Here is a 19032-nt window from a genome sequence, read left to right on the forward strand (position 1 = left end):
CTAAGAAAGACTACACTAGCCCCCGTTCAGGAGCGCCGCAGGACTCTCTAATGATAAGCTCTGGCTCCACGCTGAAAGAACTCGTGCCGGATTGGTTGTTTATTAGATCATATAGCATTAGCGCTGCTAGGCGGCCGATCTTATCTTTATTTTGGCGGATGGTAGTCAATAGGGGTGTTGTATAATTGCAGGCCTCGATATCATCACAGCCAATAATTGCGACAGTTTCAGGAACGGCGATAGAAGCCTCTTTAAGGGCACGCATCGCCCCTATAGCAAGCTGATCCGACGCCGCGAAGATCGCTCTAGGTAAATTTCCATTCTCAATCATTCTACGCATCGTCTCATACCCGCTGGCCTCAAAGAAGTTACTTCCGTTTAAGAACCAATTCTCGTTAATAGGCAGTCCTAAATCTTCAAGAGCTTTGCGATAACCACTTTCGCGCATATTGGAGATGTCTGAATCTGAGGAACTGCCGATGTAGCCAAGCTCTCGATAGCCCAGTAAGTAAAAGTGTTCCACCACTTTGGAGGACATTTTGAAATTATCCGACATGATAAAACCAGAGTTGTCACCGGTCAGCTTTAAATCTACGCCGATACACGGAATTGCACTGTTGTCTAATTCGCTGATAGAGGTTTCTAGCTCCTGTCCGGATAGAAGCACACACCCATCTACATTAAAATGCTGGCAACGGGCAAGATAATCGTTAGTATCGCCACTTTGGAATTTTTCATTGGAAAAAAAGATAAGGTCGTAACCTAGTAGTCCCATTTGTTTTTTGAATGAATTTAGCACCTCAATGAAAAAAGGGTGGGTAAAGTCGACATTCAGCATTCCGGCAAAAATCACTCCGATTAGATTGGATGATTTCGTAGCCAATGTTTTAGCTGAATTGGAGGGGGTATATCCAGTTTCTTTTATAATTTGTTGAACCCTTGTCTTGGTATCTTCCGAAATATCACTGTAGTTATTAATGATTTTGGATACTGTCGAAACAGAAACTCCAGCAATTTTCGCTATATCTTTGATGCTGTAGGCCAAATTAAGTCCCCCTTATAGTGAAAAATGTTCCGTAATATATGTTTAAAATCTACTCAAGGCTATTTTTTATGACTTGAATTTATGATTTACGAAATAGTTTCGTTACTTATTTTATAGTTCAATAAGATTATAGTCAATGGAATGTTTACTCTTAAACTAGGATTATGCTTGGTTTTAAAGGTTTTTTTGAATAATCGGTTCAAATAACGTTCAAAAACGAACAAAGAAAAAAGACTTTACAAAGACAAATAACGATGTAATAATAAAAACACCGAAACCGCTTTCTGTGATATCGTCCTTACTGTTTCGTGATTTTCAGAAATTAGCATGTGGTTTCGTTAAAAGGGTCATAACAAATTATCTGGGGGGTAACAAAATGGTAAAGAAGCTTTCTGCGGTATTGTTGAGCTCAGCGCTAGTGCTCTCATTAGCAGCATGTGGAAACAGCAATAACAACGCGAATGGTGAGGCTACTCCGGGCAGCGGAACAAACAAGCCTGCATCTGGTGATAAGAAAGTGATTAAGATCTTACACTGGAAACAAGAGAATATTAACAAGGTCATTACAGAAATTAATAAAAAGTTTGAAGAAAAATATCCGGAATACAAAGTGGAGTACACAACCACGGGTCCGGATGATGAATTCAAACAAGCACAAAGAGCAAGAATTACAGCTGGTGACGTAGATGTTCTTGCCGATCTATCCGGTATGAGATTGTCCCCGAAAGATTGGACACCAGGTGCGAAAGTGCCAGACTGGCAACAATGGATTGATTCCGGACTGATTGCTGATCTGAGCAACGAAGCTTTCGTTAAAAACTACAATGCGAATGATATTGCTAAAGCCGGCACTTATAAAGATAAAGTGTATGCAATCCCAACCGGTAAAGTAGCAATGTCAGGATTCTTCTATAATAAAGAAATTTTTGAACAAAACGGTCTGACTGTACCTACAACTTGGACAGAGTTCATTAGTGTTCTAGATACATTGAAAGCTAAGAGTATTGTTCCAATCGTAGTGGCTGGTAAAGACGTATGGCCATTGAAACTGCCAGTGTTCGGTTTGCAAGCTAAGATTCTGGGTGGCGGCAACCAACAACAATGGATTGAGGGCGTTTGGAAGGGAACTTCGGCATTTAACGATGCTGAGGCTGTAGAAGTATTGGAGAAAATGAAGACGCTTCAAGATAACTACATCATCGACGGTTTCTTGGGTATCGACTATGCAACAGCACCTTCGTTTTTCGCAACAGGAAAAGCAGCTATGATTGCTGACGGAACTTGGGATGCTCCTACGATCGCGGCAGCAAATCCAGATGTGAAATTTGGTTACTTCCCAATCCCAGCTACAGAAGATGCTGCTAAGAATAATTCTCTTGTCGGTAAATACGATGTAACTTGGTATGCAGCAGAAAAAGGCCCGAACAAAGAAGGTGCTTTGAAATGGCTGGAATTCTTCTCTGAACCAGAAAATTACACAGAATATGTTAAAGCAGCAGGATTCTTGCCTACACAAGACAATATTGCCACTGAGAGTGATTTTATTGACAAAGAACTTGCTCCATACATGACTGGAGATTTCGAACTTGCTTATGAAATTATGATGATTAACCGTGACAACGTTGGTGAACACATTGCAGCTGAAGGCGTTCACACTGAGTATTTGGCACCAGGCGGCGAGTTTAAAACCGCTAAAGAGCTTGCAGATGTACAACAAAAAGAATGGGAAGCAGCAGCACCTAAATAAGTAGCTATCCCGATAAATAAAAAAGAATCTACAACATACTGTACACCAAACATGTTTTACAGCTTCGGGGTCTGTTTTGTGCAGGCCCCGATCATTTTATTGAATTAGGATTGGGTAGGTGAGAGAAATGTATCCGTTCGGGAAAGGTTTTAAACGATATATACCGCTTCTGCTGCTAATGATTCCATTATCATTGTATGTAATTTTCTATTTTGGCCCATCTATGATGACGGTCATCTATTCATTTACAGATATCACTAACGTTCCTGGAAGCAAGATGAGTTTCGTAGGCCTTGACAATTATTATGATGTATTTTACTCAGGAAATTCAGGCGAGCGTTGGGATTCCATTATACGTACTATTTATTTCATGGTCATTGTAACCATTGTACAGAACGGTGTCGGTCTGCTTATGGCCGTAGTTATCAATCAGAAGCTGAAAGGCGATTATTTCTATCGCGCGGTATTCTTTTTACCGGTTGTGCTTGGTGTGGCGGTAGTTGCACTGGTATGGGGCATGATGTTCGATCCGCTGAGTGGTCCGGTTAACCAACTGTATGATTCTTTGTTCGGTTATAAAGATATGTTCTTTGGAAGCTTCACTCATGCGTTCGGTTATATTATATTTACGCAAATTTGGATGTATATGGGATATTCGATGTTGATTTTCCTTGCGGGACTACAATCCGTACCGAAAGATTTGTATGAGGCTGGATATATAGACGGAACTACGAAGTGGCAATCTTTTAAAAATATCACATTCCCACTTATCGCTCCATCCTTTACGATTAACATTATTTTGTCTATTATCGGTGCGATGTCCACCTTTGATATTATTCTCGCAACTACGGACGGTCGCTTTAACACAAGAACGATGGCATATGACGTTTATAAAGAGACGTTCCGTGGTTCTCTACAGATGGGACTTCCTTCCGCGCTTTCCGTGGTTCAGTTCCTTATGATTCTGGTGTTTGTAGTATTTGCAGTGAAACAAATGCGTAAGAGAGAGGTGGAATATTAATGAAGGATTCCAAAACCGCCAAAACTCTCTCTTATATTCTGATTGCAGTGTTGCTTGTTTTGTATATCATGCCGTTGTTATTTGTAATCAATATTTCATTCAAGTCCTTTACAGAATATCTGCTAGATCCTATCGGTCTCGTAAAAAGTATTCAATGGGATAATTATAAAGAAGCTTGGCTACAGGGGAATTTCTCTAATTATTTCTTAAACAGTCTGCTGTATACAGCCGTAGCAACAGTGCTGACCCTAATTGTTTCGTTATTTGGGGCCTTCCCGGTGGCGAGAAATTATGTGAAGTGGAGCGGATTTATTTATTTGTTCTTCTTGATGTCTCAGTTCCTGCCGAATCCAATGGTCGCACAGTTCAAGCTGATGCTTACCATGAAACAGGAGCTAGGATTTGTAGGTTATGACACGAAGCTGGGTTACATTCTCCTTAAAACAGGCGGAACGGGTATCGTGTTCATGATGTTTGTAGGTTACATCAAAGGAATTAGCCGGGAGATGGATGAAGCAGCAGGTATGGATGGTGCTGGATATATGCGTTATTTGTTCCAGATCATCATGCCACTTATGAAACCAGTAATTGCTACAGGTGTTATTCTAACAGCTATTAGTATCTGGAATGACTTCGTGGGACCGGTCATGTATTTACCGAGTCCAGAAAACTATCCAATCACCTTCGGGCTTAAAGAATTCCGCGGTCAATACGGAAACAACTGGCCTATGTTGGCGTGCGGGATCATGATCGTATCTGCACCGCTTATCATCCTATACACCTTCATTCAAAAGTATATCGTTGACGGTGCATTGGCAGGTGCGGTTAAAGCTTAAGTAGTTGTGTAAATGAGAGGATGGAGAGAATGGATCGTAATAAAATTCATGGCTTCGAATTCACCGGAAATGATGGGGAATTCAGGCTTCAGCAACCGGATCGCAGCAGTTTTCTATATTTCCCTCTAGTGAATGAAGGGGGAATGATGTCGACAGTAACTCCAAAACTTCATGGTCAGGTTACCACAGGTCATAATACATTTTTGACACCGCCATTATCGGTTGAAGATTTGCATAATTCGCGGGCTTCCCGCAACTTCTGGGTATACGTAGACGGCAAGGGAGCTTGGTCGGCAGTGGGGAACTCCGCTAAGCAAAATGCCGATTTTTATACATCGTCTACTGATGAAGCGGTACTAGAGGCTGGTTTCTTGTGGCAACGCGTAACGCGTTGTAACGCAGAGATGGGTGTTAAAGCAGAAATCACCAGCTTTGTGCCAAGTGGTAATGATAAAATCGAATTAATGAAGGTTAAGTTGACCAATACAGCAGCAGAGGCTATTACGCTGACACCGACAGCGGTAGTTCCGATTTACGCGCGTTCGGCGGATGATCTGCGCGATCATAGACATGTAACCTCTTTGCTTAACCGGATTTATACTTCACCCTATGGTGTTGAGGTTCAGCCTGCGCTCTCCTTTGATGAGCGGGGACACCGCATCAATCACACTTCTTATGGAGTATTTGGTGCAGAGGGTGACGGCAGTCAACCTGCGGGGTTCTTTCCGGTGCAGGAGGAGTTCATTGGAGAAGGTGGAAGCCTGGATTGGCCAGAAGCTGTTATCCTGAACAACACGCCGCAGATTGGCAAGGGCGGAGGCGTACAAAGAGAGGGATATGAGGCTATCGGGGGTCTTCGTTACGAGACGCTTACTCTGTCTCCTGGTGACAGCCATTCTTATATAGTAGTTATGGCGATCCATAATGAGAGAATTGACGTGGATGCTTTGATGAACAAATATGGTACATCTGAAGCTTTTGATCATTTGCTTGAGGAAACTAAAGCCTTCTGGGCAGATAAAGTGAATATGGTAGAATTTCATACCGGTGATTCAGATGCTGACCAATGGATGAAATGGGTTACGATTCAACCCGTGCTGAGAAGACTTTATGGTAACTCCTTCTTGCCTTATCATGATTATGGAAGAGGCGGACGTGGCTGGCGGGATCTTTGGCAGGATTGTCTAGCACTCCTTATTATGGAACCGGCTGAAGTGCGCAGCTTACTGCTGAACAACTACGCTGGGGTAAGAATAGATGGTAGTAATGCCACTATTATCGGTCAACAGCCTGGTGAATTTATTGCCGACCGTAACAACATCCCGCGGGTGTGGATGGATCATGGAGCTTGGCCGTTCTTAACTACTATGTTATATCTGGATCAGAGTGGTGATCTTGATTTCTTATTGCAGGAACAGACGTATTTCCGCGATACCTTTATGAGTCGGTGTAAGGAACGCGATACTTCATGGGATACCTCGCTAGGAAGTGATCTCAGAACAACTTCTGGTGAGGTTTATAAAGGTACGATTCTGGAGCATATCCTGCTGCAAAATCTGGTTCCGTTCTTTAATGTTGGAGAGCACAATAATATCCTGCTGGAGGGCGCAGACTGGAATGATGGTCTTGATATGGGCGCAGACCGGGGTGAGAGTGTAGCTTTCACAGCATTCTACGCAAGTAACTTATTGGATATTTCTCGTGTGCTGCGTACGCTAAAGACTTCTAAAGGGCAAGAGACAGTTGAATTGGCAGAAGAAATGAAACTATTGCTAGATTCGCTTGGTGAGCAAGTGGATTATGAATCTGTATCAGGCAAGCATGAAAGACTTAATCAATATTATGCTGCCGCTCCGAACAAAGTTAGCGGTATTCGTGTAGCACTCGACATAGAGACGGTAGCGGACGATCTGGAACAAAAAGCAGAGTGGATCTTTAATCATTTGCGCCGCAATGAGTGGGTGGAAAGTGAACACGGTGGAGGCTGGTTTAACGGTTATTATAATAATGATGGAGAACAAGTGGAAGGGGAATTTGCAGAAGGCGTTCGAATGACGCTTACAGGTCAAGTATTCCCGCTGATGGGTCATGCAGCTGCGCCAGAGCAAATTCCTCATATCATTGCCGCCGTGGATCGTAACCTACTGGATGACAAAATTGGGTACAGACTTAATTCCCGTTTTGGAGGGATCCAGCAAAATCTGGGTCGCGCCTTTGGCTTTGCTTTTGGACATAAAGAGAACGGTGCTATGTTCAGTCACATGACCATCATGTATGGCAATGCGTTGTATAAACGCGGATATGTGAAAGAAGGACATAAAGTACTAGAATCTCTGTATAGCTTAAGTACTGACTTTGCAAAAGCCCGCATATACCCAGGAATTCCTGAGTATATTAACGAGCAAGGCAGAGGGATGTATACGTATTTAACAGGATCAGCGAGCTGGCTGCTGTTAACTATGGTTACTGAAGTATTTGGTGTAAAAGGTAAGCTAGGCGATCTTTTGTTGGAACCGAAGCTTGTTAAAGCGCAGTTTAATTCTGAGGGAAAAGCCTCTATTAAGACAATCTTCGCGGATCGCGAGTTTGAAGTGGTCTATAAAGCCACAGGAAGCTTAAACTACGGGGAGTACCAAATACACGCTGTTACCCTGAATGGCAGCGAGGTGACGCTGCAGCGCGGCTCAGGAAGTGCGATTATTCCGCGTGAAGAGTTGCTCTCTCTGCAGACAGAGAAATGCCACTTGATTGAAGTGACATTGGCGTAGCTTTATACGATATTTTAAGACGTCTGCACCGTTATTCATAGCGGCTGCAGACGTTTTTTTCAATAATGAATATTTATTCATTGTAACAATGAACGAAAGGGCGCGTTAGGTATGGGTTACAGACTGTCAAATGGCATATTAACTGTCGATATCGCTGATATCGGAGAGTATAAGGGCACACGTTTTGACTGGACAGGATTTATTACACAGGTGACATTAGAAGAGGGGAAACATACGTTTTGTGTGCCGGAAAGCTTGAAGCCAGGCGAAGGAACTGGGGGCAAGGGGCTTTGTAATGAGTTTGGCATTTCCCGGGCAATTGGATATGATGAAGCACCAATCGGAGGCTGGTTTCCAAAAATCGGAGTCGGATTGTTACAAAAAGGAAATTCCCCATTATACAGTTTCAATGAGGAGTTCCCCTTAACCTCTTTTAGTAAGGATATCGAAGCAGGGAATGATGCGGTCACCTATACGATCCACCCGATGGAAAGCAACGGATATGCTGTGCAGCTAACCAAAACGATTTCTTTACAGGGGGATCAATTAATAATTGCATATGAACTGCATAACAAAGGGCAAAAGCCTTTCCATACGGAGGAATATATTCACAACTTCATCGGAATCGACGGGTTGAATATTGGGCAGGATTTCGAACTGCGTCTTCCGAGGGAACTCAAGGTAGTAGAACCAGAATCCTCCTATACGAAAGAATTGCTAGAGGTATCCGGGAATACCCTTACTTGGTCAAAGGAACCGGATAAACCCTTTTATTGCAAGTTGAGCGGTTGGGAAGGTCAGGAAAATGAGTTCACCTGGGAGTTGGTTCATAAGCCTAGTGGAACAGGCGTGCGAGAGAGTGGGGACTTTCCAGTAGAACGTATGGCCCTGTGGGGAGAAGGTCATGTAGTCTCTCCTGAAGTATTTGTGAACATTAGTCTTTTACCGCGTCAAAGCAAGAGCTGGCGCCGATCTTACCGGTTTTTCACTGCGAAATGAGTACCGTCTTAACCTTTTATGTGAATAATTATACTTGCTGGTGCGGGAGAATATTGCTATCATAACCATATCCATATTGATAGGAGAGAAAGGGTGGGGAGCAGTTTTGAATAAGAGAGCATACAATTTTAATGCCGGACCGGCAGCATTGCCGCTTACGGTACTGGAACGCGCACAAGCGGAGTTTGTTGATTTCCGGGAAAGTGGAATGTCTATCATGGAGATGTCGCACCGTGGTGCAATTTACGAATCCGTGCATAATGAAGCGCAGGAACGTCTGCTTTCGCTCCTCGGCAATCCGAAGGGCTATAAGGTATTGTTCGTACAAGGCGGAGCAAGCACACAGTTTGCAATGATCCCTATGAACTTGATTTCCGAAGGCCAAGTAGGTAGCTATGTAATGACAGGTAGCTGGGCAGATAAAGCTTATAAAGAAGCCAAATTGGTAGGAGGCGCTCATGTTGCTGCTTCTTCCGAAGATAAGAAATTCTTGGCTATACCTGAATTAAGTTCGATCAAAGCTGCGGAGAATGCTGCTTACCTTCATGTTACTTCCAACGAGACCATTGAAGGAACGCAATATGCAGAATTTCCGGATGCAGGCTCGATTCCGTTAATCGCGGATATGTCTAGTGATATACTTTGCCGTCCAATCGATGTGAACCAATTCGGAATGATCTATGCCGGAGCACAAAAGAACCTTGGACCTTCAGGCGTGACTGTAGTTATCGCGAAAGAAGAATTGCTTGCAGAATCACCTTCTAACATTCCTACTATCATGCGTTACAGCACTCATTATAAGAATAACTCTCTTTACAATACACCTCCATCTTTCTCTGTATATATGGTGAACGAAGTATTAAAATGGATTGAGGAGCAAGGCGGCTTAGCTGGCATCCATTCCAAGAACCTTGAAAAATCGGGTCTGTTATATGATCACATCGATGGAAGTGACGGTTTCTACCGTGGTGTTGCAGAACAAGGCAGCCGCTCTATTATGAACGTTACTTTCCGGATGCAATCAGAAGAACTCGAAAAGCAGTTTGTCAAAGCTGCTGAACTGGAAGGTTTTGTCGGCTTAAAGGGTCACCGCAGTGTTGGGGGCTTGCGTGCTTCCATCTACAATGCAGTTCCTTACGAAAGTGTAAAAGCACTATCCGATTTCATGAACCATTTCCGGCAAACTCAAGGTTAATGAATTCTATCTATAACCTTCCGCCTTCTTGGTGGAAGGTTTTCAGTTTGTTTGGAGAAGCTATGGTTAGGCACTAGAGTAAAACATCTGGCTATTAAGCCTTTAGAGAGGAAGGAACCATATAATGGCACTCCATATCGTATTAGTCGAGCCGGAAATTCCGGCCAATACTGGCAACATTGCGCGTACTTGCGCCGCTACCGGCACTCATCTTCACTTGGTTCGTCCACTCGGATTCCGTACAGACGATGCTACATTAAAAAGAGCAGGATTAGACTATTGGCATGCTGTTACTATTGAATATCACGACTCCTTTGCTGAGGTTTTGGAGAAATATAGCGAGGGGCGTTTCTTTTACGCAACGACGAAAGCAGAGAAAAGATACAGCGACTTTAAGTTCCAAGATGGCGATTTTTTTGTTTTTGGCAAGGAAACGAAGGGGCTTTCTGCAGAGATTCTAGAAGCAGGTAAAGAAACAAAAATGCGCATGCCAATGAGTGATGCTGTGAGATCTCTGAATTTATCCAATTCGGCAGCAATTATTGTGTACGAGGCGCTTCGACAATTGGATTTCCCTAATCTTATTTAAAAAAAAGACAAATTTTTTATTTTTTTCAGCAGGATTCGACAATTAGGTAACGAAATATATTGAAAGAGCCGAAATAAGTAGTAGCTACTAAATAATTTTTCTTGAACAGGAGAGGTGTACGTTAGTTATGAAACCTGCTGGTGTAGTTCGCAAAGTGGATCAGTTGGGTAGAATTGTTCTGCCTAAGTCCCTGCGTAAAAGGTATCAGATGAATGAAGGCGACCCGGTTGAAATTTTGGTACAGGGTGACCATATCATCTTGGAGCGTTACCGTCCAAAATGTGTTTTCTGTGGATCGATGGATGGTGTAAGCGAATATAAAGATCGTTATATTTGTTCTGCATGCCTTTCGGAAATGACTCAATTGCCAAGACATGCCTAAGAAGTACATATTTTGAATTTTGACAGCCAAGAGCTTGTAAAAAAACTGTCCTCTTCGTAGAACTCTTCTACTTGGGGGGCAGTTTTTTTATGTATACGAAAAATGCCCCCGCACCAAGTGGCTGCAGGGACATATCGGCTTTATAGGCCTTTTGTTTTGTCGTCGTTGTAAGATGAGGTAAGGATGCCGACCGTAAATAACACAAATACGAACATTACGATCCAAAAGGTTAATGAGAACGACATACTGGCACCTCCAATAGCGAATGTATTCGTTATCAAGATTATAACCTGCAATTTAATAAAAATAAACGCAAATGTGATATGTTACATAGACAATTTACTATATTATTTAAAAAACAGAAAATTCGTTGGCACAGCTCTTAGATTTCCATCGGATGGTTTATTGATAACTCTTCCGTTAAAGATCAATGAGGAAGAGCCACCACCATCTAAATTATAAGCATCTACGAGACCCATATTCGATAATTTGTTCTGAATCTCCTCCAGCTGTGCACCAGAGCTGCCATACTCATTATATCCATCCGCTACAAAAAGCAGGATCTGATCATCTTTATATTTGCCGATCACGGTACGTGGTGCCCGATTAGGGGATGTTTTCCACTTTTCGGGTATGGGTGTTTTGATGTTGTTTTTAAGGAGGACAGGCACAAAGGTGGCGCCGAATACCGGATCTAGCTGATCTAATTGTGCGCGACTGTAGAATTTCCCTCCGATTAATTGCCCGGATTTGTTCAGCCCAACAAAACTTAGGTCCTTGTACGTGGGCTCAAAACCGTATAAATACTTTCCATCCACTACAGTTGTGCTTAAGGGATAACGTTTTCCGGATTGATCTGCAAAGCCGCCCGCATTAATACCAGCAATGGCACCATTACGCTGTACGGCATGCATAGTAGTTTCCGCACCGGAGGCTGTCTCCGCCAAGCTCATCTTCATAGCGGTCGGGTCCTTCAATTTGATTTTCAACGCATAAGCTTTGTAGTTTCCTGGATTCAATCGATATAACTCAACTCTTATACGGTCGCTAGTAACGATCTCTGAAGGTATACCAAGCTTGGCTGAAATCCTGCGGTTATAGATCAGTTCAGGCCGGTTCGCCTGAGTCTGTGCTGTTTCGACCAGCTTATTCATCGTAGTGGTAGTCTCTTTATATAGCTTGGCACTAGCGCTGACAGCATCAATGGTGTAAGCTGCGGAGGCCTCTGCCAGCGTCAGCTCTTTTTTTAAGGAAGCTGTTTCATTCACTGGCCCAGCGCTTGGAGTGAATTGTCCTACATCAAGGTCTAGCTGTAGCGGTGGTCGATACCACGACATACAAATAAACAAGCCTATGAACGGTGCAGTTAGAAGCATGAAGAAGCGGTTTACTCTTTTGACTGGCGTCATCATTTGATCAGATCCATTTCTTTCTTCAATGCTTCTAACTGTTTGCTTACCTCACTCAATTGCGTATATAGCTTGTTGCTGTTATCTGTCTTGGCACTAGCATTATCTTTAGTGAAGGTTAATAGTTCGTTAAAGCTTTGCACTGTATTCTGCAATTCCTTCACTTCTTCAGAGAGAACGGCAATTTTTGCTTCATAGTCGGTCTTCAAAACGGTAAGCTGCTGCTGGCTCTGAGTACTAAGTTCGGTAAGCACCTGTTGCTTCAGATGGTTCGTGTAGCTGTATACAGCATATACGCCGAGTCCGATCATCATAATCCAGAACAGTAAAAACCATTTTACGGAAGGGCCGTTTCTCGCAGTAGTAGAGCGCGAGCGTACCGGGGACGTTTCCGCTAGCGGTTGCATTTTATCACCTCGGGTTGGTCTTTTTTTCAAGTCCCCATTCTATCAGACTTTGACAAGATTCGCAAAAATGTAAGAGAGTATGAAAACTAGAAAAAGTAATTGCATCCTATTAAACTACTGCGATACAATTTCTATAGATTGGAATTCTGATAGACGTACACAAGGTAACCAGCTAGAGATTATACAGACAAGTCATCATACAGCCTTGCTTGCGTTTTAACCGGAAACGCTGCGGCGCTTTCCTTTCTAGATAATTATATATAGAGCAGGGGGTCAGGGCATTAATGATGAAGGTTTGGCAGGTGGTCATTGTGGGGTGTCATCCTACAAGTATGCTGGGGACAAAATTGATTTTGGAAGAGGAAGAGGGGCTTAAGGTTCTGGGAATGTATTCCACTTGGGACGAAGGCGCTACCATCGTAAGGGAAAAAAATCCCGAGCTAGTGCTAGTAGATTATCATATGCCTGAGGGGAATATTGAGAGTGTGCTGTTAAATATGAAAAAAAGCTCACCAAACTCACATTTTGTCGTGATGACAGACGAAGACGGGCGAGAACTGCTTCAGCCCCTCGTAGAACTAGGAGCCAGCGGGATATTCTCGAAGGGAGCTTCTCCCCGTCAGCTTTTACAGCTGATCCTGGGTTTACGGGAGGGTTTTCTTTCAATGCCGTTGGAATGGATTGAAAAAGGAGCTTGGCCGATTTCGACATTTAAAGGATTAGATGATGTTCTGCAACTGACGGAGACAGAGATGTTTATCATGGAGCGAATCGTTCAAGGGATTACCTACGATAAAATTGCGCTTGAAATTGCGGTAAGCCGTCGGTCCATTGATAATTATTTGCGCAAAATCTATGTAAAGCTAGATGTTTCGACCCGGGCACAAGCGATTGAGAAATTCGCGCTCTTCTCAAGACAAAACAGGCAAATCTACGCCTAACCCACGCTTTACGACATAATGACGTATGGGGTGGAATATTCTTGGAGTAGAAGTAAGAATATCATGTTGAATGGGTAACCATCCCATCCTTGGATGAGGATGACGAAGCCGTTTCTACTTGGTAACAGGGAAGGGGGATTTCGCATGATTTACGAATTTTCTGCTCGCGCACACACATTGTTGTCGTCATCGCTTCTTAGTATCCGCACCCAAACACGGAGAAGCTCCATGATATCGCTAGCTGAAGAATTACCAGCGGAAGAACTATTCCCATTGTCACTGCTTGCTGAAGCAGCATCTACGGTGATTTCAGCAGATGCGGGAGCACTGCAATATGGTGATCCTGCAGGGTACGGACCGCTTCGGGAGTGGCTCGCAGGGGATTGGCTTAAAGAAAAAGGGGTAAATGTTGTTGAGGGTGGAGTTCTGCTAACAACGGGTAGCCAGCAAGCCATTGATTTGTTGTCGCGGGTGTATATTGATCCAGGAGATCGTGTATTAGTAGAAAATCCGACCTCACCAGGATTTTTGCAGACTCTTCGGATGCAGGGGGCCGTTATTATTCCTGTACAGGGTGATTTGGACGGGCTTGATCCGGAGCATTTGCGGAGCCAGATTGAGCTGCATAAGCCGAAAATGCTGTTCGCAACCCCTAGCTTTACTAATCCAAGCGGCATTTTATGGAGTCTGGAGAGACGCCGCGCAGTATTGGATTTATGTATCGCATATAACATCTTGATTGTGGAAGATGATTCTTATGGGGATTTGCACTTCCAGAAGCAGGGTGAACAAAAGGCTAAAAGATATCCGTCTTTGTATGCACTGGAAAATATCAGCGATGGCGGACACGTGCTTTATATCGGTTCGTTCAGCAAGACCGTTGCGCCCGCGCTGCGGACGGGCTGGGCGGCAGGCAGCCGAGTCTTGATCAGAATGATGTCTGCGGCTAAGCAGATGGCCGATTGGCAGTCGAGCGCATTAAATCAGCGGCTGCTGCATCATTTATTGGATGTGTCTGCGTTTGATCTGCGTGAGCATATCGCGCAGCTGAATCGAGAGTATAACACCCGTCTGAAGCTTATGGTGGAACTGCTCAAGCGGCCTGCTTGGAAGGGCAGCTACTATGACCTTCCATCAGGAGGCATGTTCCTGTGGGTCGCACCACCAGAGGGAATGGATGTTATGGCGTTGCTCAAATGTGCGCTAGGTAAGGGAGTGGCTTTTTTGCCAGGTCCGTTATGTAGTGTAGATGGAGTCAGCAATCACCTTCGCCTTAACTTTAGCCATCCCGGCCGGGATGAGCTGCTGCTTGGCATGAATCTGATGAGCGAAGCGGTTAAGGAGTTCACAGCACGGAGTTAGGTAGTGGAATGAAAGTTGGGAATGAAATGATTGAAATGAATGATAACACAAGACACTTTTAGAGCTAAAACAAGGACAGAATTACAAGTCGGGCAAGACGAAGTTCGTGATGTGAGATTAATTAGGGAAATCCTCCCTAAAACTGGTCGATTTGAACTCTAAAATGGACTGTTTAGGGAATTTCTCCCTAAAAAATCAAGGGATTCCCCGTTTTAGGGGTAAATCTGGCGAAAATCAGGGAAGATTTCCCTAAAATGCGGTTTTTAGCGTGTGAATCGAAGAATATTGGGGAGGATTTCCCTAATAACTTAGTGTGCCTTTTTCGGAATGGTGTTTTTAAAGCTTATTTTGCTTTGAATGATTCAGCAAGAGTAGCTTGTTAAAGCAAGAGTAGAGAAAATAGTAATTAGTAAATAAGGCTCGTGTTCGAGAGTGTAAATAAGTTAAATAAGTACAGGCACTTAGAGCCGGATGAGGTACGCAGAGATATGAACGTGGTAAGAGTGAGATACGAACGCGAATGAAATCTGAATGTGGACGAATGAGTTACTAATGTGATGAGAATGATTTGCGAACGTGGGAAGAGCGAGTTAAACACGCGGTAAGAATGTAATACGAATGTGGTATGTATGAGTACTAATGAGATATGAGTAAAATAAGACATGGTACGTATGAGATACTAGTGTGCTAAAAATGTAATCTAAATGTGATATGAGTGTAGTAAGAGCGTGGTACGCACCAGATACTAATATGTTAAGTGTAAGTTAAGAACATGGAATGCACAGAGATAGGATTTAAATAAGATTAGTCATACGAAAAAGCATCCCGTAGTTGGGATGCTTTTTGGCGTTATTTACACATGTTATGTGTGCATCAGAATAATAAGTTTAAAGTCTGAGTAAATGATTAGAACCGAGCTAAAAGAATAAGACCCGACTAAAAGAAATAGTCGATAGAAGTACTGTCCCGGCTAGGTTAGCTAATTAATGGGATGATTGCTGTTATTGGGTACGCCGCTTGTTATCGCGGCATATTCCACCAGCGCCGCATGACCGGCTGGGGTTAGGGTGTAACGCCCACGGCTTACCCGGTGAAACCAGCCGTAGTAGTTATTCTGAAGCATAGCGGCGGCGGTGGGTACGCCGCTACGCTTCCGCAGCTCGGCCGGAGTGATACCGGCCGAGTTGGGAGCGCTTCCTGCGGCCAATACGGCCGCTGGAAGCGTGCTTGAGGCAGCGCTAGGGGCACCGCTTCGCGTGCCTGCCGCCGCTGCCTCCCGTGCTGCCGCGTCCCCGGCAGCACGGCTCTCCGGCGCTGAGCTCAGCGCCGGAACCTGTTCAGCGGTGCCCGCCGCTGAACGTTTGGCTGCTGCAAGCGAAGCCTTCGCAGCTGCCTTCTCTGCAGCGGCGGCGGCGTCCGCCTCCGCTGCTTGCAGAGAAAGCGCGACACGCAGCGCTTTCTCGCGGTAGGCCGTCACGAGCTTGACGCGCGTGCTGCCGCCGGTGTTGTAGTCTCCGCTGCGCTCGCGGAACTCATAGAGCAGGCGTTCGCGCCGCCGCTTGTTGCTGCGCTGCGCAGGCGGCTTCTCGTCTGGCTCTACGAGCACCTCGACCAGCGGTGCTTTGGTCTTATAAAAGATAACAGTGATCAGCCCAAGACCGAGCCGGCGGCATAATCCGCTAAGCTCGCCCCAGCGCTGGTTCACCGCTCCTTTTTTATCACGGACACGTTCCACTGCGAGATAGACGGTAGGACTGAGCTTCAACCGTTCTACCCCTTGCAGCAGCAAGGCGAGATTGAATGATTTTTTCATCTCCACAATCAGAGGATGCTCAATGTCCTCCCGAATCCCCACCAAATCGCAGGTCCGAACCTCACCTTTGATGCTGTAACCCTGCTTTTCAAAAAAAATCTTCAAAGGAGCATACAGCTCCGTTTCATGTCGTACCGCCATCTTGTCACTCCCGTAGGCCTTTATTTTCGGGTTTCCCAATAAGGTTTTACAGCCATTTTCTGATTCTCTATTATAGCACAGTAAAAAAGAGGTCAACTATTCCGCGCTTGCCGCATAGGTATGTAATACACTTTTTAACGCTATAGGAGAGCAAGTAGAAGAGCAAGTAGGAGCGCAAGAGGAGGCAGCGAGCAATGGACATTTTTGAGCGTATAGCTTCGTATCGGGCTGAGAACGACCGGTTGGCGTGGAGCGGCACCTTCAAGCAGTATATAGAACTGTTGAGAAAAGACCCCTCTCCCGCAAAAACCGCTCACTCCCGCGTTTATGACATGATTAAGTCGCACGGCGTAGAGGACATAAACGGACGCAAACGGTATAAGTTTTTTGAACAGGAGATTTTTGGACTTGATCGTGCAGTCGAAAAGTTGGTCGAGGAATATTTTCACTCTGCAGCACGTCGGCTTGATGTTCGCAAACGGATTTTGTTATTGATGGGACCTGTCAGTGGGGGGAAATCGACCCTGGTCACGCTGCTTAAACGTGGTTTGGAACAGTACTCGCGGACAGATGCGGGTGCGGTATACGCAATAGAAGGCTGCCCGATGCATGAGGACCCGCTGCATTTGATCCCGCTGGAGCTCCGTCCGGAGATTGAGAAGGAACTTGGTGTACGTATTGAGGGCAACTTGTGCCCATCCTGCCAGATGCGTCTAAGAAATGATTATGCTGGTGACATTGAGCAGGTTAAAGTGACGCGTGTTATTTTGTCAGAAGAAGAGCGGGTAGGGATTGGTACTTTTAGTCCATCTGATCCGAAGTCTCAGGATATCGCCGATTTGACAGGAAGTATTGATTTTTCGACCATTACTGAATTTGGTTCGGAATCTGATCCGCGTGCCTACCGTTTTGATGGTGAGTTGAACAAAGCTAACCGTGGGCTGATGGAATTTCAGGAAATGCTCAAATGCGACGAAAAGTTTTTATGGAACCTGCTGTCACTGACGCAAGAAGGCAATTTCAAGGCTGGCCGCTTCGCGTTGATAAGTGCGGACGAAATGATAATTGCTCATACAAATGAAACCGAGTATAAGTCGTTTATTTCTAATAAAAAGAATGAAGCGCTCCAATCCCGTATGATTGTTATGCCTGTTCCGTATAACCTCAGAGTTTCGGAAGAGGAAAAAATCTACGCGAAGCTGATCGCCCAGAGTGATATGAGTCATGTGCATATTGCACCACATGCGCTGCGTGCCGCCGCTATTTTTTCTATCCTAACCCGTCTTAAAGAAAGCAAAAAACAAGGTATGGATCTGATCAAAAAGCTGCGGATGTACGATGGCGAAGAGGTCGAAGGCTATAAAGAGGCCGATCTTAAAGAGATGCAAACGGAGTATTTAGATGAGGGCATGTCCGGAATTGATCCGCGTTATGTTATCAACCGCATTTCCAGCGCTCTGATCAAAGGAGATCTGCAGTGCATGAACGCACTGGATGTCCTGCGGGCGATAAAGGATGGCCTGGATCAGCATCCATCGATTACAAAAGAGGAGCGGGAGCGTTATCTGAACTTCATCTCCATTGCCCGCAAGGAATATGATATTTTAGCGAAAAGCGAAGTACAAAAGGCATTTGTCTACTCCTTTGAGGAATCTGCGAAGACACTTTTCGAGAATTATCTAGATAATATCGAAGCTTTCTGCAATTGGTCGAAAATTCGTGATCCGCTGACGGATGAGGAAATGGAGCCGGATGAGCGGTTAATGCGTTCGATTGAAGAGCAAATTGGAATCTCTGAGAATGCAAAAAAAGCGTTCCGTGAAGAGATCCTGATCCGGATTTCCGCGTATTCACGCAAAGGGAAGAAATTCGAGTACAACAACCACGACCGCCTGCGGGAAGCGATTGAGAAAAAGCTGTTCACAGATCTCAAAGATATTGTCAAAATCACCACCTCGTCCAAAACACCTGATGAAAGTCAGCTCAAACGAATTAACGAGGTATGCGCCAGACTTATTGATGGACATCACTACTGCCCAATTTGCGCCAACGAGCTGTTGAAATACGTGGGAAGTCTGCTTAACCGTTAAAAAAGAATTCATTTATGCGGGGTGTTCCAAAAGCCATGAAAATGGCTGTGGAGCACTCTTTTTTTGCCTTCCATGTTGTATCTTCCTCCTTTTACCCTCCTAATGTTAATCTAAACGCCGCAACCCGTCTGACTAATGTGGCTGTTGTGCGTAGGAAGTTGCTAAAGGACACAGGTGACCCTAAACGTAGATTTTGAGCATATTTCGCAGGCTATCGGACCCCATGGTCGCTATTAGCAGGAAAAACCCTAAATATGAGCCGTTTTTGACTAATAGCTGCACTGGAG

Annotated in this window: 15 protein-coding genes; 11 read left to right on the forward strand and 4 right to left on the reverse strand. The window is 44.5% G+C overall.

The window, feature by feature from the left end:
• Window positions 1-10: 10 nt before the first annotated feature.
• The gene (locus MHI25_RS08740) at window positions 11-1045 is read right to left on the reverse strand and encodes a LacI family DNA-binding transcriptional regulator (protein WP_076101584.1); all 1035 of its coding nucleotides are present in this window, start codon (window positions 1043-1045) and stop codon (window positions 11-13) included.
• A gap of 376 nt (window positions 1046-1421) precedes the next feature.
• On the opposite strand from MHI25_RS08740, the gene MHI25_RS08745 reads away from it, so the two are divergent.
• The 8 genes from MHI25_RS08745 (at window position 1422) to MHI25_RS08780 (ending at window position 10582) form a co-directional block, all read left to right on the forward strand.
• Window positions 1422-2792: an extracellular solute-binding protein gene (locus MHI25_RS08745; protein ID WP_076126433.1), complete on the forward strand. Its 1371-nt coding sequence runs from the start codon at window positions 1422-1424 to the stop codon at window positions 2790-2792.
• Window positions 2793-2919: 127 nt separating this feature from the next.
• Entirely contained in the window at window positions 2920-3813 is an 894-nt protein-coding gene (locus MHI25_RS08750) for a sugar ABC transporter permease (RefSeq protein ID WP_076126435.1), read from the forward strand.
• Window positions 3813-4649 carry a carbohydrate ABC transporter permease gene (locus MHI25_RS08755; protein WP_036684447.1) on the forward strand — a complete coding sequence of 279 codons (837 nt, stop codon included), beginning with the start codon at window positions 3813-3815 and terminating at the stop codon, window positions 4647-4649. Before MHI25_RS08750 ends, MHI25_RS08755 begins: the two co-directional genes overlap by 1 nt.
• Before the next feature lie 29 nt (window positions 4650-4678).
• Window positions 4679-7417 carry a cellobiose phosphorylase gene (locus MHI25_RS08760; protein WP_340395258.1) on the forward strand — a complete coding sequence of 913 codons (2739 nt, stop codon included), beginning with the start codon at window positions 4679-4681 and terminating at the stop codon, window positions 7415-7417.
• Window positions 7418-7528: 111 nt separating this feature from the next.
• Window positions 7529-8416 (forward strand): hypothetical protein, encoded by an 888-nt coding sequence (locus MHI25_RS08765; protein WP_076303845.1) that lies wholly within the window; start codon window positions 7529-7531, stop codon window positions 8414-8416.
• A gap of 106 nt (window positions 8417-8522) precedes the next feature.
• Window positions 8523-9611, forward strand: a complete 1089-nt coding sequence (gene serC / locus MHI25_RS08770; RefSeq protein WP_036684441.1) for a 3-phosphoserine/phosphohydroxythreonine transaminase — start codon at window positions 8523-8525, stop codon at window positions 9609-9611.
• 124 nt (window positions 9612-9735) lie between these two features.
• A complete protein-coding gene (gene trmL / locus MHI25_RS08775; protein WP_076218323.1) occupies window positions 9736-10200 on the forward strand; it encodes a tRNA (uridine(34)/cytosine(34)/5-carboxymethylaminomethyluridine(34)-2'-O)-methyltransferase TrmL in 465 nt (154 codons plus the stop codon).
• Between the two features lie 127 nt (window positions 10201-10327).
• Window positions 10328-10582, forward strand: coding sequence for an AbrB/MazE/SpoVT family DNA-binding domain-containing protein (locus MHI25_RS08780; protein WP_036684437.1), 255 nt, complete (start codon window positions 10328-10330; stop codon window positions 10580-10582).
• Between the two features lie 347 nt (window positions 10583-10929).
• Here MHI25_RS08780 and MHI25_RS08785 read toward each other — a convergent pair whose 3' ends face one another.
• Both MHI25_RS08785 and MHI25_RS08790 read right to left on the reverse strand, forming a co-directional pair.
• Entirely contained in the window at window positions 10930-11994 is a 1065-nt protein-coding gene (locus MHI25_RS08785) for a phosphodiester glycosidase family protein (protein ID WP_143766386.1), read from the reverse strand.
• Window positions 11991-12398 carry a hypothetical protein gene (locus tag MHI25_RS08790; RefSeq protein WP_036684435.1) on the reverse strand — a complete coding sequence of 136 codons (408 nt, stop codon included), beginning with the start codon at window positions 12396-12398 and terminating at the stop codon, window positions 11991-11993. Before MHI25_RS08790 ends, MHI25_RS08785 begins: the two co-directional genes overlap by 4 nt.
• A gap of 284 nt (window positions 12399-12682) precedes the next feature.
• On the opposite strand from MHI25_RS08790, the gene MHI25_RS08795 reads away from it, so the two are divergent.
• Together MHI25_RS08795 and MHI25_RS08800 are read left to right on the forward strand one after the other, a co-directional pair.
• Window positions 12683-13339: a response regulator transcription factor gene (locus MHI25_RS08795; protein ID WP_036684433.1), complete on the forward strand. Its 657-nt coding sequence runs from the start codon at window positions 12683-12685 to the stop codon at window positions 13337-13339.
• A gap of 144 nt (window positions 13340-13483) precedes the next feature.
• The gene (locus tag MHI25_RS08800) at window positions 13484-14701 is read left to right on the forward strand and encodes a PLP-dependent aminotransferase family protein (protein ID WP_076184673.1); all 1218 of its coding nucleotides are present in this window, start codon (window positions 13484-13486) and stop codon (window positions 14699-14701) included.
• A 979-nt stretch (window positions 14702-15680) separates the two neighbouring features.
• Here MHI25_RS08800 and MHI25_RS08805 read toward each other — a convergent pair.
• On the reverse strand, window positions 15681-16655 hold the full coding sequence (locus MHI25_RS08805; RefSeq protein WP_340395259.1) for a DUF2161 family putative PD-(D/E)XK-type phosphodiesterase: 975 nt from the start codon (window positions 16653-16655) through the stop codon (window positions 15681-15683).
• Between the two features lie 194 nt (window positions 16656-16849).
• On the opposite strand from MHI25_RS08805, the gene MHI25_RS08810 reads away from it, so the two are divergent.
• Complete coding sequence (locus MHI25_RS08810) at window positions 16850-18745, forward strand: PrkA family serine protein kinase (RefSeq protein ID WP_036684429.1); 1896 nt, start codon at window positions 16850-16852, stop codon at window positions 18743-18745.
• Window positions 18746-19032: the final 287 nt, after the last annotated feature.

Source organism: Paenibacillus sp. FSL E2-0177 (assembly GCF_037992975.1).
GTDB lineage: Bacteria > Bacillota > Bacilli > Paenibacillales > Paenibacillaceae > Paenibacillus_AQ > Paenibacillus_AQ odorifer.

Excerpts from the sequence above, each read along its gene's own strand:
- MHI25_RS08745 (WP_076126433.1), top strand. The coding sequence starts at position 1,422 with ATGGTAAAGAAGCTTTCTGCGGTATTGTTGAGCTCAGCGCTAGTGCTC.
- MHI25_RS08750 (WP_076126435.1), top strand. The coding sequence starts at position 2,920 with ATGTATCCGTTCGGGAAAGGTTTTAAACGATATATACCGCTTCTGCTG.
- MHI25_RS08755 (WP_036684447.1), top strand. The coding sequence starts at position 3,813 with ATGAAGGATTCCAAAACCGCCAAAACTCTCTCTTATATTCTGATTGCA.
- MHI25_RS08760 (WP_340395258.1), top strand. The coding sequence starts at position 4,679 with ATGGATCGTAATAAAATTCATGGCTTCGAATTCACCGGAAATGATGGG.
- MHI25_RS08765 (WP_076303845.1), top strand. The coding sequence starts at position 7,529 with ATGGGTTACAGACTGTCAAATGGCATATTAACTGTCGATATCGCTGAT.
- trmL (WP_076218323.1), top strand. The coding sequence starts at position 9,736 with ATGGCACTCCATATCGTATTAGTCGAGCCGGAAATTCCGGCCAATACT.
- MHI25_RS08780 (WP_036684437.1), top strand. The coding sequence starts at position 10,328 with ATGAAACCTGCTGGTGTAGTTCGCAAAGTGGATCAGTTGGGTAGAATT.
- MHI25_RS08785 (WP_143766386.1), bottom strand. The coding sequence starts at position 11,994 with ATGATGACGCCAGTCAAAAGAGTAAACCGCTTCTTCATGCTTCTAACT.
- MHI25_RS08790 (WP_036684435.1), bottom strand. The coding sequence starts at position 12,398 with ATGCAACCGCTAGCGGAAACGTCCCCGGTACGCTCGCGCTCTACTACT.
- MHI25_RS08795 (WP_036684433.1), top strand. The coding sequence starts at position 12,683 with ATGATGAAGGTTTGGCAGGTGGTCATTGTGGGGTGTCATCCTACAAGT.
- MHI25_RS08800 (WP_076184673.1), top strand. The coding sequence starts at position 13,484 with ATGATTTACGAATTTTCTGCTCGCGCACACACATTGTTGTCGTCATCG.
- MHI25_RS08805 (WP_340395259.1), bottom strand. The coding sequence starts at position 16,655 with ATGGCGGTACGACATGAAACGGAGCTGTATGCTCCTTTGAAGATTTTT.
- MHI25_RS08810 (WP_036684429.1), top strand. The coding sequence starts at position 16,850 with ATGGACATTTTTGAGCGTATAGCTTCGTATCGGGCTGAGAACGACCGG.